Source organism: Providencia sp. PROV033 (genome assembly GCF_028484855.1).
GTDB classification, from domain to species: domain Bacteria; phylum Pseudomonadota; class Gammaproteobacteria; order Enterobacterales; family Enterobacteriaceae; genus Providencia; species Providencia alcalifaciens.
The window spans coordinates 1-26,690 of record NZ_JAMPSW010000013.1 but is presented as its reverse complement, the minus strand read 5'-3'; the positions used below and the strand labels follow the sequence as shown (position 1 = coordinate 26,690).

General features: G+C 43.6%; 24 protein-coding genes. 5 read left to right on the top strand and 19 right to left on the bottom strand.

Annotation, left to right across the window (positions count from 1 at the left end; translation table 11 throughout):
* Positions 1-513 precede the first annotated feature (513 nt).
* Positions 514-870 (bottom strand): YcgJ family protein, encoded by a 357-nt coding sequence (locus PSF16_RS04175; protein ID WP_006659053.1) that lies wholly within the window; start codon positions 868-870, stop codon positions 514-516.
* A 257-nt stretch (positions 871-1,127) separates the two neighbouring features.
* Here PSF16_RS04175 and PSF16_RS04170 point away from each other — a divergent pair, with 257 nt between their 5' ends.
* The gene (locus tag PSF16_RS04170) at positions 1,128-2,420 is read left to right on the top strand and encodes an MFS transporter (RefSeq protein WP_006659052.1); all 1,293 of its coding nucleotides are present in this window, start codon (positions 1,128-1,130) and stop codon (positions 2,418-2,420) included.
* A 49-nt stretch (positions 2,421-2,469) separates the two neighbouring features.
* On the opposite strand, the gene PSF16_RS04165 is transcribed toward PSF16_RS04170, so the two are convergent.
* Both PSF16_RS04165 and PSF16_RS04160 read right to left on the bottom strand, forming a co-directional pair.
* Entirely contained in the window at positions 2,470-3,600 is a 1,131-nt protein-coding gene (locus PSF16_RS04165) for a hypothetical protein (protein WP_036978825.1), read from the bottom strand.
* The gene (locus PSF16_RS04160) at positions 3,600-4,850 is read right to left on the bottom strand and encodes a hypothetical protein (protein WP_272688820.1); all 1,251 of its coding nucleotides are present in this window, start codon (positions 4,848-4,850) and stop codon (positions 3,600-3,602) included. The genes PSF16_RS04165 and PSF16_RS04160 overlap by 1 nt, the downstream gene beginning before the upstream one ends.
* 285 nt (positions 4,851-5,135) lie before the next feature.
* Between PSF16_RS04160 and PSF16_RS04155 the strand changes: the two genes are divergently transcribed.
* Complete coding sequence (locus tag PSF16_RS04155; protein ID WP_006659048.1) at positions 5,136-5,849, top strand: UTRA domain-containing protein; 714 nt, start codon at positions 5,136-5,138, stop codon at positions 5,847-5,849.
* Between the two features lie 123 nt (positions 5,850-5,972).
* Here PSF16_RS04155 and PSF16_RS04150 read toward each other — a convergent pair whose 3' ends face one another.
* The 7 genes from PSF16_RS04150 to hutU all read right to left on the bottom strand — a co-directional run bounded on the left by PSF16_RS04150 (position 5,973) and on the right by hutU (position 15,286).
* Positions 5,973-7,655, bottom strand: coding sequence for an electron transfer flavoprotein-ubiquinone oxidoreductase (locus tag PSF16_RS04150; RefSeq protein ID WP_272688819.1), 1,683 nt, complete (start codon positions 7,653-7,655; stop codon positions 5,973-5,975).
* A gap of 11 nt (positions 7,656-7,666) precedes the next feature.
* A complete protein-coding gene (locus tag PSF16_RS04145; RefSeq protein ID WP_006659046.1) occupies positions 7,667-8,617 on the bottom strand; it encodes an electron transfer flavoprotein subunit alpha/FixB family protein in 951 nt (316 codons plus the stop codon).
* A 14-nt stretch (positions 8,618-8,631) separates the two neighbouring features.
* Positions 8,632-9,387 carry an electron transfer flavoprotein subunit beta/FixA family protein gene (locus PSF16_RS04140; RefSeq protein WP_272688818.1) on the bottom strand — a complete coding sequence of 252 codons (756 nt, stop codon included), beginning with the start codon at positions 9,385-9,387 and terminating at the stop codon, positions 8,632-8,634.
* Between the two features lie 152 nt (positions 9,388-9,539).
* Positions 9,540-10,979, bottom strand: a complete 1,440-nt coding sequence (locus PSF16_RS04135) for a purine-cytosine permease family protein (RefSeq protein WP_006659044.1) — start codon at positions 10,977-10,979, stop codon at positions 9,540-9,542.
* Positions 10,980-11,246: 267 nt separating this feature from the next.
* Positions 11,247-12,383, bottom strand: coding sequence for an acyl-CoA dehydrogenase family protein (locus PSF16_RS04130; RefSeq protein ID WP_036959938.1), 1,137 nt, complete (start codon positions 12,381-12,383; stop codon positions 11,247-11,249).
* Positions 12,380-13,561: a CaiB/BaiF CoA transferase family protein gene (locus tag PSF16_RS04125; RefSeq protein WP_036959936.1), complete on the bottom strand. Its 1,182-nt coding sequence runs from the start codon at positions 13,559-13,561 to the stop codon at positions 12,380-12,382. The genes PSF16_RS04130 and PSF16_RS04125 overlap by 4 nt, the downstream gene beginning before the upstream one ends.
* Before the next feature lie 57 nt (positions 13,562-13,618).
* On the bottom strand, positions 13,619-15,286 hold the full coding sequence (gene hutU / locus PSF16_RS04120; protein ID WP_006659041.1) for a urocanate hydratase: 1,668 nt from the start codon (positions 15,284-15,286) through the stop codon (positions 13,619-13,621).
* Positions 15,287-15,881: 595 nt separating this feature from the next.
* Between hutU and PSF16_RS04115 the strand changes: the two genes are divergently transcribed.
* Entirely contained in the window at positions 15,882-16,700 is an 819-nt protein-coding gene (locus PSF16_RS04115) for a hypothetical protein (RefSeq protein ID WP_006662880.1), read from the top strand.
* A gap of 72 nt (positions 16,701-16,772) precedes the next feature.
* Here the strand turns inward: PSF16_RS04115 and livF are convergent, their stop codons facing one another.
* The 5 genes from livF to PSF16_RS04090 all read right to left on the bottom strand — a co-directional run bounded on the left by livF (position 16,773) and on the right by PSF16_RS04090 (position 21,658).
* Positions 16,773-17,474 carry a high-affinity branched-chain amino acid ABC transporter ATP-binding protein LivF gene (gene livF, locus PSF16_RS04110; protein WP_272688817.1) on the bottom strand — a complete coding sequence of 234 codons (702 nt, stop codon included), beginning with the start codon at positions 17,472-17,474 and terminating at the stop codon, positions 16,773-16,775.
* The gene (gene livG, locus PSF16_RS04105; protein WP_036968887.1) at positions 17,474-18,241 is read right to left on the bottom strand and encodes a high-affinity branched-chain amino acid ABC transporter ATP-binding protein LivG; all 768 of its coding nucleotides are present in this window, start codon (positions 18,239-18,241) and stop codon (positions 17,474-17,476) included. The genes livF and livG overlap by 1 nt, the downstream gene beginning before the upstream one ends.
* 5 nt (positions 18,242-18,246) lie before the next feature.
* Positions 18,247-19,515: a high-affinity branched-chain amino acid ABC transporter permease LivM gene (locus tag PSF16_RS04100; protein WP_006662879.1), complete on the bottom strand. Its 1,269-nt coding sequence runs from the start codon at positions 19,513-19,515 to the stop codon at positions 18,247-18,249.
* Positions 19,512-20,438, bottom strand: coding sequence for a high-affinity branched-chain amino acid ABC transporter permease LivH (gene livH / locus PSF16_RS04095; protein WP_036976084.1), 927 nt, complete (start codon positions 20,436-20,438; stop codon positions 19,512-19,514). The genes PSF16_RS04100 and livH overlap by 4 nt, the downstream gene beginning before the upstream one ends.
* A gap of 110 nt (positions 20,439-20,548) precedes the next feature.
* A complete protein-coding gene (locus PSF16_RS04090; protein ID WP_006659035.1) occupies positions 20,549-21,658 on the bottom strand; it encodes a branched-chain amino acid ABC transporter substrate-binding protein in 1,110 nt (369 codons plus the stop codon).
* Between the two features lie 391 nt (positions 21,659-22,049).
* On the opposite strand from PSF16_RS04090, the gene panM reads away from it, so the two are divergent.
* Together panM and gloA2 are read left to right on the top strand one after the other, a co-directional pair.
* Entirely contained in the window at positions 22,050-22,466 is a 417-nt protein-coding gene (gene panM, locus PSF16_RS04085) for an aspartate 1-decarboxylase autocleavage activator PanM (protein ID WP_006659034.1), read from the top strand.
* Entirely contained in the window at positions 22,463-22,852 is a 390-nt protein-coding gene (gene gloA2 / locus PSF16_RS04080) for an SMU1112c/YaeR family gloxylase I-like metalloprotein (protein WP_006659033.1), read from the top strand. The genes panM and gloA2 overlap by 4 nt, the downstream gene beginning before the upstream one ends.
* A 108-nt stretch (positions 22,853-22,960) precedes the next feature.
* On the opposite strand, the gene rpoH is transcribed toward gloA2, so the two are convergent.
* From rpoH to ftsY, 4 genes are all read right to left on the bottom strand, one after another.
* Entirely contained in the window at positions 22,961-23,836 is an 876-nt protein-coding gene (gene rpoH / locus PSF16_RS04075; RefSeq protein ID WP_006659032.1) for an RNA polymerase sigma factor RpoH, read from the bottom strand.
* A gap of 202 nt (positions 23,837-24,038) precedes the next feature.
* Positions 24,039-25,016: a permease-like cell division protein FtsX gene (gene ftsX, locus PSF16_RS04070; protein ID WP_006659031.1), complete on the bottom strand. Its 978-nt coding sequence runs from the start codon at positions 25,014-25,016 to the stop codon at positions 24,039-24,041.
* The gene (gene ftsE / locus PSF16_RS04065) at positions 25,009-25,674 is read right to left on the bottom strand and encodes a cell division ATP-binding protein FtsE (RefSeq protein ID WP_006659030.1); all 666 of its coding nucleotides are present in this window, start codon (positions 25,672-25,674) and stop codon (positions 25,009-25,011) included. Before ftsE ends, ftsX begins: the two co-directional genes overlap by 8 nt.
* 6 nt (positions 25,675-25,680) lie before the next feature.
* The coding region (gene ftsY, locus PSF16_RS04060; RefSeq protein WP_272688816.1) for a signal recognition particle-docking protein FtsY at positions 25,681-26,690 on the bottom strand (1,010 nt) is incomplete at its 5' end.

Sequence of the window (26,690 nt, the reverse complement as noted above, 5' to 3'; positions counted from 1 at the left end):
AATAATAAAAACAGAAATTCGAACTTATAAAAATAAGCGAATAGATCTTGGGAGAGAGAAAAAAGAAAGGTTATTTGTGCGGAAAAAAATAAGCTAAAGAAATATCAATATTGAACCATTTCTTCAGATAGAAGAAGCGCCTCGACATGAGTAACTCACTTAAAAGAAACATACTAGGACTCCCATCAGTAAGGAATTAGTACAACCTTGAGTATGGTATATAACAATTTTCAGATGAATTTAATAGCAATTGTCTGTTATTTGTATCTTCATCACAAAATGTGTTAAATAACCCCTCACACTATGATTATGGTCACAATATTATTTAGATAAACAACTATTAAATAAACGTTAATAATTTGATTTTGTTTTATAATTAAATAATAAATAGTGATTTTAAAATTAATTTATTAACGTTAAAAAGTCATTTCACTGAGAATATATTTGAATTAAGTAAAGCCTTATACAAAGGCTTTACTTAATGATATCAATTTAATAATTTCACTCTAAACATTATTTTTCAAATAGCTTGTGAGTATACTCTTTCGATACCGCACTGCGCTTTCCATCCGCGTCAAAGTAACGGTCGATATGGCACTTCTGCTCATTAATATCGCAGAAAATCCCATTGGCAAACGTCATGGCCGTTTTATCAAAATCGCCACCTTGCTCAATTACTTTCGCGCGTTTATCACCTAAATACTTCTTAGTCAGCTCCGTAGATACCCCATCTTTGGCGCTAAAGCAGACATACTTATCGCATAGTACGTTTTTTTCTGGGGATTTTAATGCTGAGGTCGATTTTGCTGACGACAACATCGGTAATGCCGCAATCGCAAACCCAACGAGACATACTGCTTTTAAATTCATACCACACCTTTTATTAATCGATAACATAACTGCAATGTAATATTAGAGCTTCATTTCACTGTTTAATTCCCCGTTTCTGCCCGTATTTCATGTTTACTGCAAACCCTATCCATTTACTGCATTAATTTAACCTTTTATTAACACTTTCAATTATCATTTTTTGCAGAAAAGATGAGTGTATGGGTGGCAATTTAAATAATAACAACACCTGCAACTCTGCATTCGACAAAATTAAGCACCCAATAAGAGAGTGAAGCATGACAACAGAGACCGTCGCCATTAAATCTTTTGGCTCCACTAAAACCACCTCAAAAGTGTTATTGATCTGCTGGATGAGTATTTTATTTGAAGGTTATGATGTCGGCGTGATGGGCGCCGTTCTACCGACGCTCGCAGAATACAAACAATGGAATCTTACCCCGTTAGAGCTTGGTGCTCTCAGTAGCTACGCCTTAGTCGGTATGTTTTTTGGAGCATTTATTATCGGAACACTGAGTGAACTCTATGGTCGTCGTCGCATGCTTTTGGCCTGTGTTACCTTGTTTTCACTGACAATGCTCGCTGCGGCTCTTGCACCTACGCCTTGGATATTTGGGCTTATGCGCTTTATTGGTGGTATTGGCTTAGGAGGGGTGATCCCTGTCGCCGCAGCATTGACCATCGAATATTCTCCCGCTGAAAAACGCTCATTTAACTACGGGATTATGTATTCTGGCTACTCGCTTGGGATCCTCTGCGCAGCACTGGTCGCAATGTGGCTACTGGAACAATTTGGTTGGCGCAGTGTTATTGGCTTTGGCGCTTTACCACTCTTGCTCGTTTGGCCCATGGCTCGCCTATTACCTGAATCCTTAGAATTCCTCACCCATAAAGGTCGTCATGCTGAAGCACAATCACTAGCACAAACATTAGATGTTGAATATCAAGCACCGCCCGCACAACAAAAACAGCAGCCTCAACGCTTAAAAGAGATAGTCTCCGTGGTTTTTGCGTGGACTCATTTGCGCGCAACAGCCTGTTTTTGGGTAGCGTTGTTCTGCGGCATGTTGCTGGTATATGGCTTAAATACGTGGCTACCTTCCATCATGCGTAAGGAAGGTTATAACTTAGGCTCCAGCTTAACCTTTTTAGTCGTATTTAGCTTAGCGTCAGCATTAGGCGGGTTATTCTTAGGAAAAATCGCCGATAAGCGTGGCGTTCGAGGGTCTGTTGCCTTTTTCTTCCTATTAGGGGCAATCGGAATTGGCTGCATGGTTTTCAAACAAAATATTTATATTAACTACCTACTTGTGGCATTTGCAGGGGTTGGTAGTATTTCCGCAGCGTTGATTTTGACGGGTTACATTGCCAATTACTATCCATCAAAAGCGCGCGCATCCGCCACTGGATGGGCATTAAGTTTTTCACGCATTGGTGCCATGACCGGTCCGATGTTCGGCGCGTATATCGCGAGCTTAGGAATTGCCACCAGTTGGAACTTTATTGCGTTTTCTATCGTCGCCGTGATTGCCGCCACCGCAGTGATTTTACTTCCCAAAAAACGACCATAGCCTGCCTATCATCAATAGGGGCACAATGCCCCTATTCCATCGCCTTAAATTAATACGCTGTACGATAACGAAGTTGTGTTCCCGCAGCCAACGCGGATTCATCACTATAATCGGTTGATAGCTCAATAAATCCTTGCAGCTCAGGAATAAATAATTTGTTATACCATTCTAAGTCAGAACGACGATGTAACTGACCGCTAGCAAAGTCGAGCGTTAAATATTGCAGAGCACCTCTGGCATATTCCGCCACAAGCAAACCATCATTGGCAACTTTCATATCTTGCAAATGGTTATAACCCGCCTCCCTGATCAACCTAAAATCACCATTTTGATACTGATACAGAGAAAATAATCTGCGCGAAGGCTCCTGCGCAATCAGGTAAATGTCCCCTTTCAGATTTTGGGCGGCTTCGTTGATACGAATCGGTAGCCACCGATGGCTCACCACCGTTTTTTGGGCAATATTGACCACCACTTCAAGGGAGCCCATTTCGTTACCGTAGCTATACCACATCACTACATTGCCATGATGCACAGCATATGAAAACGTGGAGTTGTCAGCGATCTCTTCAGGATAAAAGCGTTTCACTAACTCGCGAGGATTCATCAAATATTGCCATGTTAACCCTTTGTCTGCACTGGTAAAAATATTTTGACTATCTATCAGCACGTAAGGCTCACCCGGACTACTTTGGTAAATATTCCCAGTGATTGCCGAATAAACATATTCTCCATCACCCTCTTTCCAAGGGGTTAATGGTCCCACTGAATAGTCAGATAAATTCACGGTGCGATACCCACCCCGCACCATTAATAGACACTGAGTATCATCACACACCACATTATAAAAGCTGTTGTCATCTTGGGTGATGAAACGCACACCTTCTTGATTCGCAAATAACACCTGATAACGGTCTTCTCTGCCAGACGCATACGCATCGAGACGATTGTAATAATATGACGAGCGACGATTTTTCTGAGTAATTATCAGCGTGCCATTTTTCGCCGGATAGGTTTTGGCATAATCATAATCCGCAATATAGGCACTGCTCTCTTGGTAATTATCTTTCCATCTCCAGGGGCTATCATCCCCACGGAATACCAAAAATAGCGTCCCCCCTAGGCACACAAAAAAAATGGCGCCCGTCACCAGAAATCGCCAACTCAGAAATGGATTCATTAGCGTACCTCCATAACGTAACCATCTTTACCTTGTTGGCGACGTAATGTGCTCAAAATGGCTTGAGTTTGATAGTAGGCACGACCGCGTTTAGAAAACTGATAATATGCCGCCATCCCCAAAGCGATTAAAAAGCAGATGCCAAGTGTTATTGAGCTAGCAAATCCGATAAATATCAAATCATTATCCAGTAGATATAGCCAATCCCATGAGTCCCAGTGACCACCTCGGTCTTGAATCTCCATAATGGAAATAGCCCCAAACACTGCCAGCAACAATGCCAAAATAATGCCGGTAATCCACCATAATCCTAAATACAATCCTCGCTCCTGCGCCATGTTTCGAGCAGATAAGGTATAGGCTAAATTATCTTGATAGTTGAATACCCCAAACACCACGTTATCAGGCTGGTTTTCCGATAATTTAGAGTGATAAACCTCAACCTCATCACCCTGAGCCAGAAAAAAACTATGATTATTAAAGAAAGGTTTCGCGCCATCTAATTTTAAATTCAAATGGCTTTTATTCACCTGCAACTCGACTTCATGGCGAATAGTCGTATTGCCACGATAATAGTATTCAATAATATTGATGTTTTTGAGGTTAACGTTGCCCTTTGTCACGCTCAAAGATGGTTCAGGGGGCAATTTATCCAAAGTTGCGTTTATTTTAAGTGATTTAGATTTTGGATTTTTAATTCCCTCAATCTGGATCAGATTTTCGCCAGACAATACCTGAAACTTACCATCAATCACCAAATCTAGGGCGCGCAAAATTGCTTTTCGTTTTCTGCTAAAAATGGTGAAGGTCTGTGAAATACACATATACAACAAAACAGCCCCCGTGAAGGCAGCCATCGCGAGTAATGATGCAATAACAATTAACCACACACTATCTTCATCAGTAAATAGACAAAAATAGGCAGGTATAAAGAGAGCTGTAAGCCCTAAAGACAGCAGGTATTGTTTCACTAATCCTTTGTCAAACTTAAGATTTCTGTCTGGTTCCAAGCGTCCATACTCAGGATGATAAACCCAATTTAGCCAATAACTACCGTCATTCAGTTGTTCAGCAGAGATAATCAATGTGTCATCTTTTTGTAATCGTTCCAAAAATATTTGGCTATTTTCAAAATCCTCAGCATTGAAGAAAAACACTTTATCCGATGTAATTAGCCTTACCATGCCCATTGGTGAAACATGTTTATAGTCGCACTGGATTAGCTTAACCTGAAAATATTGAACACCCATTAATGATGCCTATTTGTTATAGTTAATTTAATATTATGATAATAAATAAAGGTATATTGCCCTAGTCAAAGTTGTCTTATAATAAAACAATTCGGATAATTACAGGTTAAAAGCCAAAACAGCAAAAAGTGGGTAAATACCTGTTTTACTCTTAAAATGAGACCCAACTCTAGTAAAGGAAATAATTACTGTTAGACTGGCGCCTATGCGTTATTTTGAATGCCATGAGTCCCAAAAAATAGATTATTTTATACCTACCGTTAACGACAAATTTGAATAAATGTGATGACATCAAAACCGGCCTACAAGCAAATTCAATCTTACATTTTGCGGAGTATTGATTTAGGGATTTTTAAACCCGAAACTCAAATCCCCACAGAGCTTGAGCTATGCGCCCAATTTAATGTTAGCCGTATGACGGTGAATAAAGCGATTTCTGAGCTGAGTCAGAAAGGTATCTTGAATCGTATTGCAGGGAAAGGTACGTTTGTCGCTACCCAAAAACATGAACTTCCTGTAACCAAAGCGTTTGATATTTTTGATGAAATTTCGGTTAGTGGAAATAAATATGCAGGTCACCAATTACAATTAAAGGTCATTCCTGCGACAGCAGACATCGCCTTGCAACTCGGTGTCACGGAAGGCAGTAACATTGGTTACTGTAAAATGCTGCATTTTGAAAATGATATTCCACTGATGTTGGAAGAACGCTTTGTTAATCATGAACTTGTTCCTGAATTTGTTCAGCAGCAGTTTGGTCATACTGAAACCCCTAGCGGCTATTTGCAACGCCACTTTCCTGTCAGTGAAATGGAGCACACGATTGAGGCTATCCTAGCAAGTAAAACGCTTGCTCAAGCCCTATCCATCAAAGAAAATGCCCCTTGTTTACAACTCAGCCGCCGGACATGGACAGGCAACATATTGATCAGTTACGTCAATATGATCAGCGCAGGTTCTCGCTATAAATTGAAATTACATTCTCGCATTGAAAACTAACTTTTCTGCCATAAAAAATGGGGCACTTCTGCCCCAAAACGACTGATAACACAATAATATACCTCGATAATTTCCACATCACAGAAATTACAGTGGTATCAACACATCAACATCACAACAAAACTACATACCTTGATAAATCGGTCCTTCTCCCCCTTGCGGTGCTGTCCACGTAATATTTTGCAGAGGGTCTTTAATGTCACAGGCTTTGCAATGCAGGCAATTTTGCGCATTTATTTGCAGTTTTTCCTGCTGCTGTATATTCACAACTTCATAGACCCCCGCAGGGCAATACCGAGTTTCCGGTGAAGCGTAAATGGATAAATTGACACGAATAGGTATTTCAATATCTTTCAAGCGTAGATGGCAAGGTTGCTCTTCCGCATGGTGAGTATTCGATAAAAATACCGATGACGGCTTATCAAACGTTAATTTACCATCCGGCTTCGGATAAGATATTGGCTCAAATTGGCTTGCAGGTTTAAGCCCTTGATGGTCATCCATTTTAAGCTTTAACGACCATGGGGTGCGCCCTTTTAATAACCATTGCTCAGCCCCAAATAGCAATGATCCGAGCACCAGCCCTTTTTTCATGTAAGGCTTGAAATTACGCGTTTGGTATAACTCATCATATAACCAGCTTTGTTCGAACTTTTGTTGAAACTGGCGGGTAAATTGCGTGTAATCGACCTGATCGTCGGCAAATGCGTCAAATAGTGCTTCAGCGGCTAGCATGCCACTTTTCACTGCGCAGTGACTGCCTTTAATCCGTGCCGCATTCAAGAATCCCGCATCATCCCCTATCAATGCACCACCGGGGAAACTTAATTCAGGCAGAGCAGGTAAGCCCCCAGCAACCATGGTACGTGCACCATAACTGATTCGCTCACCACCTTGTAGAAACTCACTAAATGCAGGATGGGTCTTTAAACGCTGGAACTCCTCAAACGGGGACAAATACGGATTTTCATAATTCAGCCCGACCACCAGCCCCACCGCAACCAAATTTTCCCCGTAGTGATACGCAAATCCACCTCCGTAGGTTTGATTATCGAGAGGCCACCCTACTGAGTGCACCACTAATCCCGCTTGATGCTGCTCTTTAGGGATCTGCCAAATTTCTTTTAAACCTAATCCATAAGTCTGCTTACCACGATTTACCGCTAAGTCGAAATGAGCAATTAACTGCTTACCTAGCTGCCCTCGACACCCTTCTGCAAAGAAGGTCATTTTTGCCAGTAGATTCATTCCCGCTTGATACATAGCAGTGGGGTTACCCTGCTTGTCTAACCCCATATCCCCTGTGGTCACGCCCATCACCTGTCCTGCATCATCAAAAAGGACATCTGTGGCAGCAAATCCAGGAAAAATATCGACGCCAAGCTGCTCAGCCTCTGCCGCAAGTGCAGCACTGACTTGCCCAAGGCTACCAATCACGTTGCCATGATTTTTCAGGCAGGCAGGTAACAAAGCTAATGGCAGCTTGCTAGCTTTATGCTCCTTGAGCCATAAGAAGCGGTCCTCACCAACGGGCGTGAGTGATGCAGAAACCGTTTGTTGCCAGTCAGGTAATAGCTCGTTAAGACCTCGCGGGTCGATGACCGCGCCCGATAAAATATGCGCGCCGACCTCTGAGCCTTTATCGATTAAGCAGACACTAAGGTCTTTACCTGTTTCGCTTGCGAGTTGCTTAAGACGAATTGCCGCCGATAATCCTGCGGGTCCTCCACCGACAATCAGGACATCAAATTCCATTGATTCTCGCGTCGAAGACGCCGTGATATTGGCACTATTGTCGGTAGTCATGGTGTCCTTCCTTATGCCAGCGCTTTATCAAATGCAGGTAAGATCTCAAACAGATCACCGACGATACCGTAGTCTGCCACTTGGAAAATGGGGGCTTCTGGATCGCTGTTAATCGCGACGATCACTTTGCTCTCTTTCATGCCCGCAATATGTTGAATGGCACCGGAGATCCCAACCGCAATGTAGAGATCAGGCGCAACAATTTTGCCCGTTTGCCCCACTTGGTAATCATTCGGTACATACCCCGCATCCACTGCGGCACGTGATGCACCTACCGCAGCACCTAATTTATCGGCGATGGTTTCCAATAAGGCAAAATTTTCCCCCGAACTTAAACCACGCCCCCCAGAGATCACCACTTTGGCAGAACTCAATTCTGCGCGGCTCATCTGCGTTAATGACTGGCTAGTCAGTTCTGAGAGTTGATTTAATTCTGTGACCACTACGGGTTCTATCACTGCGGGGGATTGGGTATCGACGGCACCAGAAAAAGCAGAACTTCTTACGGTGATCACAACTTGATGACCATTGTTTTGTACCGTTGCCAATGCGTTTCCGGCATAAATCGGGCGAACAAACGTTTGAGCATCTACAACCTGAGTAATATCTGAAATCTGAGAAACACCTAACGTTGCAGCCACTCGTGGTGCAATATTTTTACCAAATGTGGTCGCAGGGAAAATGATGTGGCTATACCCTTGTGCGACCGCAGCGACTGCGTTAGTCATTGGTTCCGCAAGGGCATGCTTTAATGGCTCGGCATCCACTGTGATGACTTTTTCTACGCCACTCAGCGTCGCCGCAGATTGAGCAATAGAAGCTATTTGGCTTCCAGCCACGAGGACATGCAAACCCCCTCCTTGTGCAATGATTTCGCGCGCAGCCGTTATGCTGTTATATGTTGAGGATTTAATGGTTTGGTTATCGTGCTCAACAACGACTAAAACGGATAATTGGCTCATATTCAGGCTCCCTATTAAATCACTTCTTTAGCTTGCAGTTCAGTGACTAATGCAATGGCATCATTCAACATAGTGCACTGCCCAGAACGTTTTTTTGGTTCAGTAATACTTAAGGTTTTCACTTGCCCTAATGGGCTGAAGTTCAATGTCGCCACATCAATAATATCTAATTGTTTTTTCTTTGCTTTCATGATGTTAGGTAATGTGGCATAGCGAGGTTCATTTAAGCGTAAATCCGTTGTCACAATCGCGGGTAACCCCATGGATAACGTTTCCAAACCACCATCAATTTCACGGGTGACTTGCAGCCTTGCACCTTCAACCACTACCTGTGAAGCAAACGTAGCTTGGGCGTAGCCTAATAAGGCTGAAAGCATTTGACCGGTTTGGTTGCAATCGTCATCGATAGCTTGTTTACCCAGCAAAATTAAATCCGGCTGTTCTTGTTTAACAACCTGCTGTAAAAGACGGGCGATATCCAATGGCTCTAATACCAGTTCTGCGGACCGTTGAATCAAAATAGCTCGGTCGGCACCAATCGCCATTGCACTACGTAAGGTGTCCTGTGCACTGGCTTCGCCAATAGATACCGCGACAACTTCAGTGGCTTTACCCGCTTCTTTTAAGCGTACTGCTTCTTCTACCGCGATTTCATCAAATGGGTTCATTGCCATTTTTACATTCGCCAGCTCAACTCCTGAGCCATCCGCTTTAACACGCACCTTGACGTTATGGTCAATCACTCGTTTCACCGCGACTAAAATTTTCATAACCACTCCTATCACGCACTTTGTTGCATCTGTTGAATATTTAATTTTTTTAGGGTGAAGGAGCCCATAGCAGTGAATTTTTTCACTGCTAGGACGCCATCACTGACTATTTTTATATTTGGAAAATTAAGATGTTATATAAGAAATAAATCTTATTTGGTTTCAGGTAATATCAAACTTGGCGCCACTGACATTGGCCAAATTTTAACAGCTGCATAGTAGATAATGCTGGTTGCCACTAAGCCGACAATCCATGAAATATCCACGCCGCCTAAGCTTTCCACCAACGGTCCGGTATAGAATCCTGTCGCAATAAATGGCATCTGGATCAACACACCTACCACATAAGTGATGATCCCCACCTTATTCCAGCGACCATAGCGGCCATTCGGATTAGATAATTGCGGTACGTCATAACGACCTTTGGTTACCCAGTAGTAGTCCACCAGGTTGATGGCACTCCATGGTGTAAAAAATGCCAATAAAAACAGTAAGAAAGCAGAGAATAATTTTAAGAATGAGTGCTGTCCTGCAAGCCCAAGTATCGTCGAGAAACTCACCATAAGAATAATAAAGAACAGTCGCTGACCGCGGGAAATTTGCTGCTTACCACGGAAACCACACCAAATCGCTGCCATCGACATAAAACTACCGTAAGCGTTCAGCGCAGTGATAGTGACTTTACCGAAGAAAATACTGATATACAGTAGCGCTGCAATTAAACCGGTACTCCCCAGTCCAACAATGTAGGACACTTCGTGACCTGCAAATTGATTACCTGCCAGCGCGGCGGCAAATACCCCAAGGATCATAGAGGCTTGGGTTCCAATTACTGTACCCGAACCTACCGCTAAGAAAGCTTTAATGGTGGGAGTTTTAGTCGGCAAATAGCGGGAATAATCCGCAACGTAAGGACCGAAAGCAATTTGCCAAGACGCTGACAATGACATTGCTAGCAGGAAATTTGTCCAATCAAAGTGACGGTTTGCCAATAATACAGAGACGTCATTCATATAGAACAAACGGAAGAACAGGTAGAAGAATGCGATAATACCAACGACACTCGCCACTTTACCTAAAATATGAATAATGCGGTAACCACAGATAGTGATACCAATGATCACTATCCCAAAAATCACGATCCCCATCCAGTCGCTAACGTTCAGTAATTGCCCAACGGCTTGCCCTGCTAATACCGTACCGCTGGCAGAGAACCCAACGTACATCATACAGACCAATAAAATAGGGATCACCGCACCATAAACCCCGAACTGAACGCGGCTGGAGATCATTTGCGGTAAACCTAGCTTCGGCCCCTGCACTGCGTGGAGCGCCATTACCGCGCCTCCCAGTAATTGTCCGATAAACAAACCGATCAACGACCAAAATACATCCCCACCCAACACGACCGCTAACGCCCCGGTGACGATTGCCGTGATTTGTAAGTTCGCACCAAACCATAATGTAAACTGGCTCGATAAGGTGCCATGTCGCTCAGATTCAGGAATATAGTCAATGGAACGTGCTTCGATAAGTGGAACGTTATCTTGGCGAGACTGCTTTTGCCCGATGATATCGTTGGAAACTGTCATGGTAACTCCTCTTTAAGCAAGGCTGGCTTAAAGAATGGACCAATTAGCCGTCAGCAATGGATTCTCTATGCGGTTAGGCACAGGCATTTGACGCGATGCGGGTATTTTATTGTTATATCTACCCGTCATTAATAATTGAAATACATTCTTAAACCTGATTGTTGTTGTGTTTTTAAGTCCATGATCCTGTTGTCAGGGTAGTGCTCCTGTTATTACTTAGAAACCCCGATAAGTCCTGTCTTACCTATCGGGTCGAACCTATCAAAATTAAGCGTCGAGAACGGCGCGAGAAATAATGATTTTTTGAATTTCTGAGGTCCCTTCAAAGATACGCAAAATACGGGCATCTCGTACATAGCGCTCTAGGGGTAGATCACGAATATAACCATACCCACCATGTAGCTGTAAGGCCGCATCGGTAACAAAACCCGCACATTCCGCAGCAAACAATTTTGCCGTTGCTGATTGCAAACTAAAACGTTGCCCAGAATCACGCAGTTCAGCCGCATTCCACGTCAACATACGAGCAGCTTCTAATTGTGTGTGCATATCAGCAAGCTTCCACTGTGTTCCTTGGTAGGCGGCCAATGGCTTCTTACCTATTTGGCGCTCTTTCACCCAACCTAATGTGCTCTCCATCGCTGCGCGAGCAATTCCCAGAGAGGTGGCTGCCACTTCCACTCGCCCTTTATCCAAGACTTCCATTGCCGTGTGAAATCCTTTGCCTTCCTCCCCCAATAAAGCCGATTCAGGTAACCAACAGTTGAGTGCTAACTCATAAATAGTGCTACCACGCAGGCCCATGGTTTTTTCTGGGTGAGAAAACGCCACACCTTCAGTGCCTTTCGGGATCATAAATGCACTAATGCCGCGGGCCCCCGCCTCAACATCTGTTTTGGCATACAGCACAATGAAATCAGCTTCTTTAGCATTGGTAATATAGTGTTTATTACCACGAATTCGCCAACCACCATTCTCACGGGTGGCGGTTGTGCGCATGTCGGCGGGGTTTGAACCCGCAGCGGGTTCTGTCAATCCAAACGCACCCAGCAATTCCCCACTCGCTGCTTTCGGTAACCAATCATTTTTTTGCGCTTCAGTGCCACCAATCAAGATTGAGTCTGTGGCTAAAAAATGTGCGGTGAGTGCTGATGATGTTGAAGCACACGCTGCCGCCACCGCTTCAACGATCATGCTCATCGCAATGCTACCGATACCAAAACCACCGTATTGCTCGGGTAAGTTAATCCCCCAACAACCCATTTCACCCAATGCAGTTAAGCTTTCCGCACAGAAAATCTCTTCTTCATCATAGCGTTGAGCGTTCGCTTGCAGGATATCGCGGCACACTTTTTCCACAGCATCTACAATCGCGTATTCCGTTTCGTTAATCTCAAAACTCATTGCATCGTCTCCGCACTTTTCATCATTGTTGTTGGCTTATAACGTTCATTGCCTTCCCCGAGAGCTGGGGCTCTTTGGGTCACTTTCGGTTTCACGCCATTAAAGAAAACTGGCTGAGAAATCAGTGGAGTACCGCCATCGTTTAAATGGGTTAATACTTGGCGTACTTGAGCATGCTCACTTTGTGTGGCTTGCTGTAAATTGTGGATTGGTGAAGCAGGTACTCCCGCATTGAGCAGTAAATCGCACACTTCCTCGACGCTTTTTGTTCCTGTCCAATCTTCAATTTCTTGGCGCAATGCGGCTTGGTTAATAGTACGAACAGGGTCATTTAAATAACGCGAATCTTGGGGTAATTCCGGCTTCTCCATACATTCACATAAGCGTTGGAAGAGTTTTTCGCTCGCGATCGCTATCACCACTAAACCGTCTTTCGCTTGGTAAGTATCAAATGGTGTTGAAACTGGATGGCGATTACCCACCAAACTTGGGGCTTTACCATTCGCAAATAAATTCGACAGTCCGGTAAGCTGCATGCTGAGTAAGACATCCACCATCGCCACATCAATATATTGAGCGCCTTCACCGTGACGTTCGCGAGCAAACAGCGCGCTGCTAATCGCCCATGAGGCAAATACGCCTGCGCACACATCACCAATGGATTCACCGCTACGTGTCGGTCCCGATTCGGGGAAGCCTGTCACACTCATCAATCCAGACATTGCTTGTGCCACAATGTCATAGGCTGGGTAACTTGCGAGAGGACTGTTTTGTCCAAACCCTGAAATGCTGGCGTAGATAATATTAGGATTTAGCTGTTTAACACTGTCGAAATCGATCCCAAGACGCTTGGTCACACCAGGACGGAAGTTTTCCACCACCACGTCACTTTCTGTGATCAATTGGAATAAAATCTGACGATCCGCATCCGCTTTAAGATCTAACTCAATACTGCGCTTCCCGCGATTGATCAATCCGTAATAAACACTTTCACCATCAATAAAAGGCCCCAAATGACGGCTATCATCACCATGATCAGGGACTTCAATTTTGATCACTTCAGCACCCAAATCTGCCATCATTCCGGTGCAATAAGGTCCTGCTAGTACACGGCTTAAATCAATCACTTTGATCCCCGCCAAAGGTCCGTGTGGTTTTTGGGTCGTTGCCGTATTCATCATGAATTCCTTATGTGAGGCTAAAAGGTGCCGACTCTATTGAACCGGCATTCGACATTACTTAACCATCGGCAAGTTAAGCCCTTGCTGTTTCGCACAATGAATAGCGATGTCATAACCTGCATCTGCATGACGCATTACCCCAGTTGCAGGGTCATTGTGCAGTACGCGAGCAAGGCGTTTGTCTGCCGCATCAGTGCCATCACACACAATCACCACACCAGCATGTTGCGAGAAGCCCATACCCACACCACCACCGTGATGTAAGCTAACCCATGTTGCACCACCCGCAGTGTTCAGCAGCGCATTCAGTAATGGCCAATCAGATACGGCATCTGAGCCATCTTTCATCGATTCGGTTTCTCGATGTGGGCTTGCGACAGAGCCGGAGTCTAAGTGGTCACGACCAATCACCACTGGACCTTTCAGCTCGCCATTTTTCACCATTTCATTAAATGCACGCCCTAATCTTTCACGATCTTTCAGACCCACCCAACAGATACGAGCTGGCAAACCTTGGAAAGCAATACGCTCACGCGCCATATCTAACCAATTGTGCAGATGCTTATCATCAGGGATCAGCTCTTTCACTTTCTGGTCAGTTTTATAGATATCTTCTGGATCACCAGACAGTGCAACCCAACGGAAAGGACCAATGCCTTCACAGAACAGAGGACGAATATAAGCAGGTACAAATCCTGGAAAATCAAAGGCGTTACTGACCCCTTCATCTTTTGCCATTTGACGAATGTTGTTGCCGTAGTCAAATGCTGCTGAGCCACGTTTTTGCATTTGCAGCATGGCATCAACTTGCACCGCCATACTTTTCTTCGCCGCTTTAGTCACTTCAGCGGGTGCGCTTTGTTGCTTGTCACGCCACTGAGCTAATGTCCAACCTTGAGGCAGATAACCATGAACGGGATCGTGGGCACTGGTTTGGTCAGTGACTGAATCTGGCGTAATATTGCGTTTAACTAACTCGCTATACACATCCGCCGCATTACCTAATAAGCCGACTGACACTGGCTGACCGCTCGCTTTCGCTTCTTCGATATAGCCTAGAGCCTCATCCAAAGACGTCGCTTTTTTATCGACGTAACGCGTTCTTAAACGGAAATCGATACGGCTTTCATCACACTCAACCGCTATCATGCTAAAGCCTGCCATCGTTGCGGCTAATGGCTGCGCGCCCCCCATTCCACCTAAGCCCCCCGTCAGAATCCAACGACCCGCTGGGTTGCCATTAAAATGCTGTTTTGCGAGTGAAACAAAGGTTTCATAAGTGCCTTGAACAATCCCTTGTGAGCCAATGTAGATCCACGAGCCTGCTGTCATCTGCCCGTACATCATCAAGCCTTTACGATCTAATTCGTTGAAATGATCCCAGTTAGCCCAATGGGGTACGATGTTTGAGTTAGCAATTAACACTCGCGGAGCATCTACATGCGTTGGGAATACCCCCACCGGTTTACCTGATTGCACCAGTAAGGTTTGATCATCTTCGAGGTTTTTTAATACGTCTAAAATTTTGTCGTAGCATTCCCAATCGCGGGCGGCACGACCAATTCCACCATACACAACAAGACTTTGTGGATGTTCGGCAACATCAGGATCTAAGTTGTTTTGGATCATGCGATATACGGCTTCGGTCAGCCAACTTTTGCAGCTCTTTTGGCTACCGTGCGGGGCACGGATCACACGTGTTGCATCTGTACGGTTTAACATTGTTTTATCCCCTATCCATCCACTTGGTTTAACGCAAAATTAACAATTTTGGTTATTTATCATTGTTGAGATCATGGCGAACAGACAGTTTCTAGGCAGTGAAAATATTAAAACTTACTTTTACTATCAATAAATTAAATAAAAATAATAATGGCTAGATACTGTCTTTCTGCTTGGTTTGCTTAGTTGATAATTAAATATATATACATTTAGCTCACAAAGTATATACATTTAAATTTGAATTTTTGTCTCAACAGTGGAGAAGGAAGATGAAGAAAAGTTAGACAACAATAACTAGGATGCTGTTTCTACACAGAAACTTGTATATACATTTAAATTTTTATGCAGAAACAAGCAAATAACAGAAATGAGAGAAACCTCACATTAACTACGCAGCAGTTACAGCCGATACACACCTTTTATGCTTACCACCACTTATTAGTAGCGAATAAATTATACTTTTATATAACTACACTCATCACTATACATAGTGGATATAAGAGATTCGCTTATCATTCTTTTTTGCAATATTTAATAAGCTAACTCGTTTAATATACGATCAATTCATGATTAATTAATAAACTATGGAACAATTATGTCTAAATTAAATCAAGTTTCAAACCCATCAATTTATTCCGCCAATCAATCAGAAAATACAATTAAAAATAACCATATAAAAAAAACCAATCAAAGCAATCTCTCTTTTTGGGATAAATTTAAAAATTCTTTTAAAAAAGAAATACCCGCAGTAACGCAATCCAATACTCAATACCAAGCTACGCAATTTTTAAATGAAACTTTTGAAATTCCTAAAATAGCGGAGATGGAAACTAAAGATAGCGCGGTCGTTTATCAATGGAATGAAACGCTAGAACCCTACCTACCAAACAGTGCAGACCAGCGGGTTGAAACTCATAATCCTAGAGATGCAGATAAACTACCAGAACAATTTCTCAAGGATTTCAATCGCATAAACTACACCATGACATGTTTAGGTTTAGAAATGCCCGAATTTAGTAACCAATTTACGCAAGAAGAAAGATTGCGATTTTTGATTGAATTTGTCACATTTCCACACGCGGAAAAACTGTGCCAAATTGCCCATCAAGGCCATCTTGCAGAGCCTTATATTACTCTGACAATGAAAAATAAAAATTGTGACTATATTATTCCTCAGTCAAAAGAAAATGATAAATTAACGATTAATATCGAGAAAACGGAAGATAATAATTACATCATCACTTCTAGAAATGAATATTATTTAAAGCAAATACAACCAGAGAAAATATTAGAAAATACGGTGCTTTTTACCGAGAGAAAAAGTTACCTAGTCAGTCATAATAATGGTGAATTAACTCAAGATCCAAATAAGAATGATTTATTAACCATAAAAATCACTCAGAAGTATAATTAATCTCTATGAAATAAAATACCCCATAAATATCTAATCTATTTTATGGGGTATTTTTATCCAAATAATATTAGATTATCCACCTAAATATGCACTACGCACGGCTTCATTTGCTAATAATGATTTTCCAGTATCTTCCAGAACAATATGCCCATTTTCTAGCACATAACCTCGATCAGCCAGTTTCAAAGCTTGGTTAGCATTTTGCTCCACAAGGAATATGGTCATCCCCTCTTCCCGTAGCTGCAAAATTGTGTCGAAAATTTGCATAATAATAATCGGAGCCAACCCAAGAGATGGCTCATCCAGGAGCAATAACTCCGGCTGACTCATCAAGGCTCGCCCAATAGCCAGCATCTGTTGCTCACCACCCGACATGGTTCCTGAACGCTGGCTGCGGCGCTCATGCAACCGAGGAAATAGCGAATAAGCGCGATCGATACGCTCATGGTACTGCTGGCGATCCGCGAAAAAACCGCCCATGGCGAGGTTCTCTTCGACGGTCATACGAGAAAAGACCCGACGACCTTCTGGCACCAATGCAATGTCTTTACGCATAATTTGCGGCGTCGGTAGCTGAGTAATATCCCCCCCACGATAAAGTACCTGACCGGATGATGCTCTAGGATCGCCACATAACGTACTGAGTAGCGTCGTTTTCCCTGCTCCATTCGCGCCAATCAGGGTGACTATTTCCCCTTTTTGTATATTCAAGCTGACGTTATGCAGCGCCTGAATTTTCCCGTAATGGGTGGAAACTTGTTTAAATTCCAACATCAATAAGCTTCTCCCAAATAGGCTTTGATGACATCAGGATGCTGCCGAATTTCATTGGGTGTACCATTCGCCAAAGGCGTACCTTGGTTTACCACATAAATACGATCAGAGATCCCCATCACCAATTTCATATCATGTTCAATCAATAAAATAGAGACGTTATGGTGGCTACGTAATTCGGCAATCAGCTCATCCAGATCGTTGGTTTCTTTGGGATTCAGTCCTGCTGCGGGCTCGTCCAACATCAAAATTTCAGGGCGTGTCACCATACAGCGTGCTATTTCCAAGCGGCGCTGCTGACCATATGCCAAGTTACCAGCTTGACGATTCGCAAACTCGGAAAGATTGACGCGCTCTAACCAGTTCACCGCGTTATCCAATGCATCCGCTTCTGCTCGACGAAATGCGGGCGTTTTTAGTAATCCTGAAAAGATGCCACTTTTAAGATGCTGATGCTGAGCAACCAGTAAATTTTCAATAACCGTCATCTCTTTAAACAAGCGAACATGCTGAAAGGTACGGATGACGCCTAGGCGAGCAATAGCTTGCCCTGGCAGCCCTTCAAGGTGTTTATCACGATACAAAATAGCCCCGCTGGTTGGCTTGTAAAACCCGGTTAAACAGTTAAATATCGTGGTTTTACCCGCACCGTTGGGACCAATCAACGAAACAATTTCCCCTTGGTTTAGCGTGAGCTCTACATTATTCACGGCTAATAAACCACCGAAACGCATCGTTAAGCCACTTACTTGCAATAAAGGTGTCATTGATATCATGCTCCGCCTCCTTGTGCGCTTTTCAGCTTCATTTGGCGGCGCTGCATCGGTAATAAGCCTTGTGGGCGCCAGATCATCATTAACACCATCAATGCACCCAGTAGCAGCATGCTATATTCGTTCAGATCGCGCATCATTTCCCGTGAAACCACTAAGATGATCGCCGCTAAAATCACGGACATTTGCGATCCCATTCCCCCGAGTACCACGATCGCTAACACAAACGCAGATTCAGCAAATGTGAAGGACTCCGGACTGATAAAGCCTTGCCGTGCAGCAAATAATGCACCTGCGAACCCTGCAAATGTTGCACTGATGGTAAAGGCGGTTAATTTTATACGCGTTGGGCTTAACCCTAATGATCGACACGCAATCTCATCTTCGCGCAGCGCTTCCCACGCGCGCCCTAATGGCATACGCAGTAAACGGCTTATCACGATTAACGTGAGCACGACCAACAGTAACGCGACAAAATAGAGGAAAATGATCCGGTCACCGGGGTTATAATCCAACCCAAAAAAGTGGTGAAATGTATCCCATCCATCCTTTGCTGTACGGCTAAACTCTAAACCAAAAAAGGTGGGTTTTGGCAGTTGGCTAATCCCATTCGGTCCCCCTGTGATGTCCGTATTATTTAATAATAAAATACGGACAATCTCCCCAAATCCGAGGGTCACAATTGCTAAATAATCCCCTCGCAGCCTCAGAACAGGGAAGCCCAATAACAACCCAGCTAATGCCGCCGTTAAGCCGGCAATCGGTAAGCTTTCCCAGAAACCGAAATCATAATAGTGATTAAGTAAGCCAAAGGTATAGGCGCCGATAGCGTAGAAGCCCGCATAGCCGAGTACCAATAACCCGGATAACCCAACAACCACGTTTAAGCCTAACCCCAGCATCACGTAGATTAAGGTTAATGTGGCAATATCGACGCTACCACGAGAAACCATAAAGGGCCAAATAATGGCACCAACAATAATGGCAATGCCGATAATTTTTTGTCTGAGCGAGCCGCCGTCAAAATCTGGTAACGCCCACGATTTTTTGGGCACGCCTTGCCACACTTTGCTTAACGCGGGGCGAATTAATTGATACACAAAGATAATGGCGATGCCGACGAAGATCCAATTCCAACGAACGTCTCCCCCAGATTCCACAATCAGCTTAGTGCCATCGAGGCCTAATTTTAGCCCCATCATAAATACCGCTAAAATAAAGAAGGTGACGGAGGCAATAATGGCGCTGATCCAATTTTCTTTTCTCATACTTTTTCGACCTCCGGACGACCCAGAATGCCCGTTGGCATGATCAACAGAACACCAATCAATAAACCAAATGAAACGACATCTTTGTATTCCGTGCTTAGATATGCAGAGGTCATCGCTTCCGCAACCCCCAGAATCAAGCCGCCTAGCATTGCGCCAGGAATACTACCGATTCCGCCTAACACCGCCGCGGTAAACGCTTTCATTCCTGCCATGAAGCCAATATATGGGTTAATGACCCCATAAAATTGCCCTAATAACACACCCGCCACTGCCGCCATCGCTGCACCGATCACAAACGTCAGGGAGATCACACGGTCAGTGTTAATGCCAAGCAAGCTCGCCATTTTTAAATCTTCCGCACAAGCACGGCACGCACGCCCCATACGGGAGTAGCGGATAAACAGGGTTAATGCCAGCATGGCAAGGAAAGTCACTATCCAGATAGTGAGCTGCATTTTGGTCACAATGGCAGAGAAGCCATCACTTTCACCAATGCTCCACTGTCCGGTGATCAAACTCGGTAATGCCAGATCTCGTGATCCTTGAGATAAACTGACGTAATTTTGTAAGAAAATAGACATCCCGATCGCAGAGATCAGCGCAATCAAGCGTTTAGAATGGCGAACTGGGCGATAAGCAACTCGTTCAATGCTCCAACCGTAGGAACTCGATACCACAATGGCTGCAACAAAGGCTGCCGCAACAAGGATCCAGCCCACATCAATACCGAGCATCATTAAGCCCGCGATAACAATGAACGAAACGTAGCTACCAATCATATACACTTCGCCATGGGCAAAGTTGATCATTCCGATGATGCCATACACCATGGTATAACCGATAGCAATCAGCGCGTAAGTGCTTCCTAACGTTAAACCATTGAGGAATTGCTGAATAAAATACAGAATTTGGTCTGACATAAGATTATCCTTTCAAACTACTGTCCCTCTATGGAGAGCAGAAGCTGGAAGCCTGTTTCCAAGCCTCCAGCTCATCACTGAATACTCAATTTCTCAATCAAAAATGAGAATTACTCTTGTGCAGTAGAGGTTCCGTCTTTGTGCCATTCAAACACACCGAATTCGAAACCTTTCAGGTCACCATTTGGCTGCCAGCTCAATTGCCCCATCACAGTATCCACTGGGTTTGCTTTTAAATCTTTCGCAAGAACGTCGGGTTCCTGACTTCCTGTGCGCTGCATTGCCGTGGTTAAGCCTTGAATTGCCGCATAGGTTGTCCAAACAAACGGTCCTGTCGGATCTTCTTTTTTGTTTTTAATCGCATCGACGATGGGTTGGTTAGCAGGTACTTGATCATAACGTTTTGGTAACGTCACCAGCATTCCCTCTGATGCATCACCCGCAATATTAGAAAGTGAAGAGTTGCCGACACCTTCAGGTCCCATAAAGCGAATATTCAGACCTGATTGTTTCGATTGACGTAAAATTTGCCCCATTTCTGGGTAGTAACCACCAAAATAAACAAAATCTACGTTCTCTTTTTTCAGCTTAGCCACCAGCGCAGAGAAATCTTTATCTCCCGCGGTAACCCCTTCAAACATTACTTCTTTCACACCCGCTTTGTTCAGACTTTCACGCACTGAACGTGCTAAACCTTCGCCATATTGTTGTTTATCATGAACCACAGCAATGCGTTTCGGTTTGATTTTTTCGATAATGTATTTTGCTGCCGTTGGACCTTGGTCAGAATCCAATCCTGTGGTACGCATGATTAACTGATAACCTCGCGTAGTTAAATCAGCATTGGTTGCAGCAGGGGTAATCATCAGAACGCCTTCATCTTCATAAATATCTGAAGCTGGCTGAGTGGAAGAGGAGCACAGGTGCCCAATAACGTGTTTAATGCCATCGTTAATCACTTTGTTGGCGACGGCAACCGCTTGTTTTGGATCACACGCATCATCATATTCAACAGCAACAAGCGTATCCCCATTAATGCCACCTTTAGCATTGATATCTGCAATTGCTTGGCGAGCGCCCGTAAATTCCATATCCCCATACTGTGCCACGGGACCCGACATTGCGCCCACGACTGCGATTTTAATCTCTTTCGCCCATCCGGCTGGACTTAATGCCATTGCGATACAACCTGCTAATAATGCTTTATTACTATTCTTCATTCGTGCGTCCCCGCCATCAATATTGTGTGTATGATTGTGAGTGTTTGTGATTGATTTATAATCAATTATTATCGTTGACAGGTTCAATGCCTGATATTTCAAAACATAGCCAATAAGGCTATATATTTCAGACCATTAAACAAGAGAATTATGCTAAATAGCAAATGAATAGAGTAGGTATTTACATCAATTACAGAATAAAAACCTAATGATAAAACGTGTATTTTTTGTAAATACTAGTGTTATATTCCAGTTAAATTTAGCTTAATCCGAGTGAAACTCGGAAAATGCAGAGAGACCAAATTTTTCTCTTTAAAATTAAAAAATCGGTTACAGATCACTCTGCTGTTAGAATAGCGTGTAACATGCACCATGAAATGGATCAAAATAAATGAGACTAACCATCATTCCTCTGGTCAATCCTACTGAGCAACAGTACATCGACCTCTCGAAGATCTGGATAGACCAGAATCGGTCACAGCTTATCCAAAACCTTGAGTCTGGCGTGCAATTTTATGGCGCTCGTTTTAATGAAAGATTACTCGCAGCCGCTAAAGTGTCTATTCATCAACAACAAGGGGTTATTTATGATTTTAATGTTCGTGAAGTGACACGCCGACGAGGTGTAGGCTTGTACCTTTTACAAGAGATTTGCCGTCAATTACCTGAAATTCACACTTGGATCTTTAACTTGCAAGGTATCGAACCACAAAACAAAATCGCCCTAGAACAATTTCTTTCAGCCTGTGGTTTTCGCCCAACAGAAAACGATCAAAACTGGCAGAGACATATCGAGCCATTAATATGAAACTTAATAAAATTCATCACGTTGCTATTATTTGTTCTGACTTTACTCAGAGTAAGCATTTTTATTGTCAGATCCTTGGGCTACAGCTACTCTCGGAACATTACCGCCCAGAAAATGATTCATGGAAAGCAGATTTAGCTTTTGGTGAGCATTATCAAATTGAACTGTTTAGTTTTGCAAACCCGCCAAAAAGGCTCAGTTATCCAGAAGCCGCAGGTTTACGTCATTTAGCGTTTGAAGTGGATAATATCGAGGAGTGGATTGCCTATTTGGCAAAAAATCAGGTGATTTGTGAGGCGGTACGCCTTGACCCTTATACTCAGAAACGTTTTACCTTCTTTGCAGACCCTGATGGGCTACCGTTAGAGCTCTATTCCCGCGAATAAACGTTATGACTGAATAGTGGGTGAATGAGTTATCTGCATTTATATTCCATGCTAATGACAGCAAAATAAATGCAGATAATCTTTCATGCAGATATCCTATTGAAAGGATTACATCTCGTCGTCTTCATCTTCCATAGCCAAACGAAGTTTCTTCATGGCATTTTTTTCAAGTTGACGAACACGCTCAGCAGATACACCGTACTTATCAGCAAGTTCCTGCAATGTGGTTTTATTGTCATCATCTAACCAGCGAGCACGGATAATATCTTGGCTACGCTCATCGAGCGATGCTAATGCATCCGCTAAGCGGTCAGTTGCATGACTTTCCCAGTTATCATCTTCAATGGTATTTGCAAAGTCTGAAGCCTTATCCTGCAAATAAAGCACAGGTGCAACTGGACCGCCGAAATCACCGCTATCATCGTCGTCGGACATATCAAATGCCATGTCCTGCGCTGCCATACGGGATTCCATTTCGAGTACATCTTTTGTACTTACGCCCAGTTCTTGTGCAACCATATTGACTTCATCTTGGTTAAACCAACCAAGACGTTTTTTATTCTTTCTTAAATTAAAGAATAACTTACGTTGAGATTTTGTCGTGGCAACTTTAACAATACGCCAGTTACGTAGAACGTATTCATGAATTTCAGCTTTGATCCAATGTACCGCGAAAGAAACCAAACGGACACCCACTTCAGGGTTAAAACGACGCACAGCCTTCATCAGACCGATGTTGCCTTCCTGAATTAAGTCAGCTTGTGGCAAACCATAACCTGCATAGCTACGCGCAATGTGAATCACAAAACGCAAATGAGATAAAATCAGTTGCTTAGCAGCTTCGAGGTCACCATCGTAATGCAGCCGTTCAGCAAGTTCCTTTTCTTCCTCTGCGGTCAGCATAGGGTAAGCATTGGCAGCTCGCATATAAGCTTCAATGCTTCCTTGTGGAACAAGCGCTAATGATTGCATATCTTTGGTCATTAAGATCCTCTATGAATTGTACTGAAATGGGAGAGATTCGATACAGACAAACCGTAGTTTATCAGCTTAGCCCCGTTAAATAAATTATATACAAGAATAGTTAACAGCAGGTCAATATCTGACACTTAATTAGAAAAGAAGTTCGCAGAATTTCAGTTTTTCCATCGGTGCCAATACGTTAGCACCGATGGAATAAATAACATTATTCAGGTCTGAAATGACGTAAATGTTGTAATGTTGCCAGCCATGCGGCTACCCAACCCACAATCGCAGACATTAGGATAATCAGCAAGGATTCTTCCCACAATAGCCCTTCAATGTGGAATTGTGTCCCGAATACACTCGCAACTTGCGCCACTAGATCCGATAGCTGCCACACTAACAAAAACGTCATAATAAGGGCAATGACCGCACCGAGGGCGCCTAATACAACTCCGCCATTTAAGAATGGACGCATAATAAAACCATCGGTTGCCCCAATGAGTTTCATCACATTAATCGTATCGCGACGAGCAAAGATATTTAACCGTACGCTGTTTCCAATCACTAAAAACAATGAAACAATCATCAAAATGCCAATCACAGATGCTACTTGCCCCACTAACCTCGTTAGTGCCGCTAACCGAGAGAACCAGCTATCATCCATTCGCACTTCTTCAATACCATTAACTTGACTTACGCGGTCACGCAGTGTTGTCAAAGCATTAGATCCTTCAAAGTCCAATTTTGGCGTAATGATCGCAACGGCAGGAAGTGGATTTTCTTCTAACATATCTAAGGCGGTACTAAAGCCAGACCAGCTACGGAATTCAGATATCGCTTGATCACGAGATAAGTAATTCACATGCGCGACACCGTCCAGAGCTTCCAGCTGAGTCACTACATTTTGTCCCCCTTGTTCATCGAGAGACTTATCCAAATAGACTGTCAACTGGGGTGTCGGATACCATTGCTCAGCTGCTTGGGAAACGTTTTTCCAAACGATATAACACAAACTTGGCAGCGCTAATGAAATAGCAATCACCATTACCGTCAAAAAGGTTGCCAAAGGCTGCCTTAGCATATCAGCTAACGCATTTAACCAAGAGTAGCGCCACTGTTCACGCCAACCACCTTTGAGTGCTTTGCTTTTCGATTGCATGGTACGTTCAGGCTTCGCTTTGCGGACATTCTTAGCCATGTTGACCTCCAAGCATTCGACCTTCGCTTAAGGTCAAAACACGTAAGTGACGACGTTCAATCAACGCAATATCGTGCGTTGCCATTAAGACAGTCACGCCGACACGGTTAAATTCTTCAAATAAACGCATAATTCCTTCAGATAATTCGCTATCAAGGTTACCCGTTGGCTCATCGGCTAAAAGCATCGTTGGTTTATTCACCACCGCGCGTGCAATACCGACTCGCTGCTGCTCACCACCAGATAGCTGAATTGGAAAGTTTTTCGCTTTATCTAACAGACCGACTTTATCGAGTGCGGCGCTAACACGACGGCGAATATCTTCACTACTCGCACCTGAAATAATCAAAGGCATCGCCACGTTATCATAGACAGTGCGATCATAGAGCAGATGGTGATCTTGGAAAATCATACCGATCTGTCGACGCAGAAAAGGGATCTCTCTGTCTTTTAGTCGGCTGATATCATGACCATTAAACAGAATATGACCCGCACTTGGGCGCTCAATACCGCAAATCAGTTTGAGTAATGTACTTTTACCTGCACCTGAGTGACCCGTTAAAAATGCCATTTCGCCAGGGCGTAGATGAAAATCTACCCCTTGAAGCGCTTGGCGGCCACCGCGATAAGCTTTACTAACATGTTCAAAGCGAATCATCGAAAATTATTCCTCTCGGGCAAATAGAGCCTCGATAAAGTCATCGGCTTTAAATGGACGTAAATCTTCAATACCTTCCCCAATACCAATATAACGGATTGGAATACCAAACTGGTCGGCAATTGAGAAGATCACGCCACCTTTTGCAGTACCATCGAGCTTTGTCAGTGTAATTCCTGTTAACCCTACGGCGTCATTGAAAATTTTCGCCTGACTAACCGCATTTTGTCCAGTGCTAGCATCGAGTGTGAGCATGATTTCATGAGGTGCTGATTCATCAAGCTTTTTCATCACACGAACGATTTTTTTCAGCTCTTCCATTAAGTGAGCTTTATTTTGTAAGCGCCCTGCCGTGTCTGCAATCAAAACATCCGCGCCTTTTGCTTGGGCTGATTGAATCGCATCATAAATCACCGAAGCAGGGTCTGCCCCAGTATGTTGAGCGACAACGGAAATTTTATTACGCTCACCCCATACTTGCAGTTGTTCCACTGCCGCAGCACGGAAGGTATCACCCGCAGCCAACATCACCGATTTGCCTTCAGATTGATACTGACGCGCTAATTTACCAATCGTGGTGGTTTTACCCACGCCGTTGACACCAACCATAAGAATAACATAAGGTTTTTTACCTTCGATCACTAATGGTTTATCCACGGTAGATAAAATATTAGACATTTCTTCACGCAGCTTGCCATACAACGCTTCCGCGTCTTTTAGTTCTTTACGGGAAGCATGATGGGTTAAATTATCAATAATTTTACGGGTAGTTTCGACACCAACATCCGCAATTAATAACTGCTCTTCCAGCTCATCAAAAAGGTCGTCATCGATTTTTTTGCCTTTAAATAAACCGAGAAAACCCGAACCAAGATTCTGACGCGTTTTTAATAAGCCTTTTTTCAGGCGACTAAAAAAACCTTCTTTCTTTGGTTTTTCTTGTTCGATTGGCTGGGCATTTGCGGCTTCTTCTGCTTGTCTTTGCGCTTCTTCTTCCGCGAGACGTACAGCTTCCA

What these genes read in the sequence shown, in the direction of transcription:
- PSF16_RS04175 (WP_006659053.1), bottom strand. Translation starts at nt 870, where the DNA reads ATGAATTTAAAAGCAGTATGTCTCGTTGGGTTTGCGATTGCGGCATTA.
- PSF16_RS04170 (WP_006659052.1), top strand. Translation starts at nt 1,128, where the DNA reads ATGACAACAGAGACCGTCGCCATTAAATCTTTTGGCTCCACTAAAACC.
- PSF16_RS04165 (WP_036978825.1), bottom strand. Translation starts at nt 3,600, where the DNA reads ATGAATCCATTTCTGAGTTGGCGATTTCTGGTGACGGGCGCCATTTTT.
- PSF16_RS04160 (WP_272688820.1), bottom strand. Translation starts at nt 4,850, where the DNA reads ATGGGTGTTCAATATTTTCAGGTTAAGCTAATCCAGTGCGACTATAAA.
- PSF16_RS04155 (WP_006659048.1), top strand. Translation starts at nt 5,136, where the DNA reads ATGACATCAAAACCGGCCTACAAGCAAATTCAATCTTACATTTTGCGG.
- PSF16_RS04150 (WP_272688819.1), bottom strand. Translation starts at nt 7,655, where the DNA reads ATGACTACCGACAATAGTGCCAATATCACGGCGTCTTCGACGCGAGAA.
- PSF16_RS04145 (WP_006659046.1), bottom strand. Translation starts at nt 8,617, where the DNA reads ATGAGCCAATTATCCGTTTTAGTCGTTGTTGAGCACGATAACCAAACC.
- PSF16_RS04140 (WP_272688818.1), bottom strand. Translation starts at nt 9,387, where the DNA reads ATGAAAATTTTAGTCGCGGTGAAACGAGTGATTGACCATAACGTCAAG.
- PSF16_RS04135 (WP_006659044.1), bottom strand. Translation starts at nt 10,979, where the DNA reads ATGACAGTTTCCAACGATATCATCGGGCAAAAGCAGTCTCGCCAAGAT.
- PSF16_RS04130 (WP_036959938.1), bottom strand. Translation starts at nt 12,383, where the DNA reads ATGAGTTTTGAGATTAACGAAACGGAATACGCGATTGTAGATGCTGTG.
- PSF16_RS04125 (WP_036959936.1), bottom strand. Translation starts at nt 13,561, where the DNA reads ATGAATACGGCAACGACCCAAAAACCACACGGACCTTTGGCGGGGATC.
- hutU (WP_006659041.1), bottom strand. Translation starts at nt 15,286, where the DNA reads ATGTTAAACCGTACAGATGCAACACGTGTGATCCGTGCCCCGCACGGT.
- PSF16_RS04115 (WP_006662880.1), top strand. Translation starts at nt 15,882, where the DNA reads ATGTCTAAATTAAATCAAGTTTCAAACCCATCAATTTATTCCGCCAAT.
- livF (WP_272688817.1), bottom strand. Translation starts at nt 17,474, where the DNA reads ATGTTGGAATTTAAACAAGTTTCCACCCATTACGGGAAAATTCAGGCG.
- livG (WP_036968887.1), bottom strand. Translation starts at nt 18,241, where the DNA reads ATGACACCTTTATTGCAAGTAAGTGGCTTAACGATGCGTTTCGGTGGT.
- PSF16_RS04100 (WP_006662879.1), bottom strand. Translation starts at nt 19,515, where the DNA reads ATGAGAAAAGAAAATTGGATCAGCGCCATTATTGCCTCCGTCACCTTC.
- livH (WP_036976084.1), bottom strand. Translation starts at nt 20,438, where the DNA reads ATGTCAGACCAAATTCTGTATTTTATTCAGCAATTCCTCAATGGTTTA.
- PSF16_RS04090 (WP_006659035.1), bottom strand. Translation starts at nt 21,658, where the DNA reads ATGAAGAATAGTAATAAAGCATTATTAGCAGGTTGTATCGCAATGGCA.
- panM (WP_006659034.1), top strand. Translation starts at nt 22,050, where the DNA reads ATGAGACTAACCATCATTCCTCTGGTCAATCCTACTGAGCAACAGTAC.
- gloA2 (WP_006659033.1), top strand. Translation starts at nt 22,463, where the DNA reads ATGAAACTTAATAAAATTCATCACGTTGCTATTATTTGTTCTGACTTT.
- rpoH (WP_006659032.1), bottom strand. Translation starts at nt 23,836, where the DNA reads ATGACCAAAGATATGCAATCATTAGCGCTTGTTCCACAAGGAAGCATT.
- ftsX (WP_006659031.1), bottom strand. Translation starts at nt 25,016, where the DNA reads ATGGCTAAGAATGTCCGCAAAGCGAAGCCTGAACGTACCATGCAATCG.
- ftsE (WP_006659030.1), bottom strand. Translation starts at nt 25,674, where the DNA reads ATGATTCGCTTTGAACATGTTAGTAAAGCTTATCGCGGTGGCCGCCAA.